This window comes from Streptomyces sp. H27-H5, assembly GCF_026627505.1.
Classification (GTDB): Bacteria; Actinomycetota; Actinomycetes; order Streptomycetales; family Streptomycetaceae; genus Streptomyces.
The window spans coordinates 1,321-2,742 of the sequence record NZ_JAPNLK010000003.1; the positions used below are offsets into that span (position 1 = coordinate 1,321).

General features: G+C 57.2%; 1 rRNA gene (only partly in view). It reads right to left on the minus strand.

The window, feature by feature from the left end:
- A 23S ribosomal RNA gene (locus OTB19_RS01785) occupies positions 1-1,422 on the minus strand (it extends past both window edges: 1,280 nt to the left, 177 nt to the right).

The following is a 1,422-nucleotide window of genomic DNA, read 5'->3' on the forward strand; positions in this document are numbered from 1 at the left end:
ACTTAACGTTCCAGCACCGGGCAGGCGTCAGTCCGTATACATCGCCTTACGGCTTCGCACGGACCTGTGTTTTTAGTAAACAGTCGCTTCTCGCTGGTCTCTGCGGCCACCCCCAGCTCAAGCAGCAAGTGCTATCACCGGTGATGGCCCCCCTTCTCCCGAAGTTACGGGGGCATTTTGCCGAGTTCCTTAACCATAGTTCACCCGAACGCCTCGGTATTCTCTACCTGACCACCTGAGTCGGTTTAGGGTACGGGCCGCCATGAAACTCGCTAGAGGCTTTTCTCGACAGCATAGGATCATCCACTTCACCACAATCGGCTCGGCATCAGGTCTCAGCCTTAATGAGGGACGGATTTGCCTACCCCTCGGCCTACACCCTTACCCCGGGACTACCACCGCCCGGGTTGGACTACCTTCCTGCGTCACCCCATCGCTTACCTACTACCACCTTGGGCCGGCGGCTCCACCACTTTCCTTTCCCCGAAGGGTCCGGAACGGCTTCACGGCCTTAGCATTAGAGGATTCGATATTGGGCGTTTCAAAGCGGGTACCGGAATATCAACCGGTTGTCCATCGACTACGCCTGTCGGCCTCGCCTTAGGTCCCGACTTACCCTGGGCAGATCAGCTTGACCCAGGAACCCTTAGTCAATCGGCGCACACGTTTCTCACGTGTGTATCGCTACTCATGCCTGCATTCTCACTCGTGAACCGTCCACAACTAGCTTCCGCTGCTGCTTCACCCGGCACACGACGCTCCCCTACCCATCCCAGCCCCCGTTGGGGGTATGTGCTGGAATGACACGACTTCGGCGGTACGCTTGAGCCCCGCTACATTGTCGGCGCGGAATCACTTGACCAGTGAGCTATTACGCACTCTTTCAAGGGTGGCTGCTTCTAAGCCAACCTCCTGGTTGTCTCTGCGACTCCACATCCTTTCCCACTTAGCGTACGCTTGGGGGCCTTAGTCGATGCTCTGGGCTGTTTCCCTCTCGACCATGGAGCTTATCCCCCACAGTCTCACTGCCACGCTCTCACTTACCGGCATTCGGAGTTTGGCTAAGGTCAGTAACCCGGTAGGGCCCATCGCCTATCCAGTGCTCTACCTCCGGCAAGAAACACGTGACGCTGCACCTAAATGCATTTCGGGGAGAACCAGCTATCACGGAGTTTGATTGGCCTTTCACCCCTAACCACAGGTCATCCCCCAGGTTTTCAACCCTGGTGGGTTCGGTCCTCCACGAAGTCTTACCTCCGCTTCAACCTGCCCATGGCTAGATCACTCCGCTTCGGGTCTAGAGCGTGCAACTCAATCGCCCTATTCGGACTCGCTTTCGCTACGGCTTCCCCACACGGGTTAACCTCGCTACACACCGCTAACTCGCAGGCTCATTCTTCAAAAGGCACGCAGTCACGACGC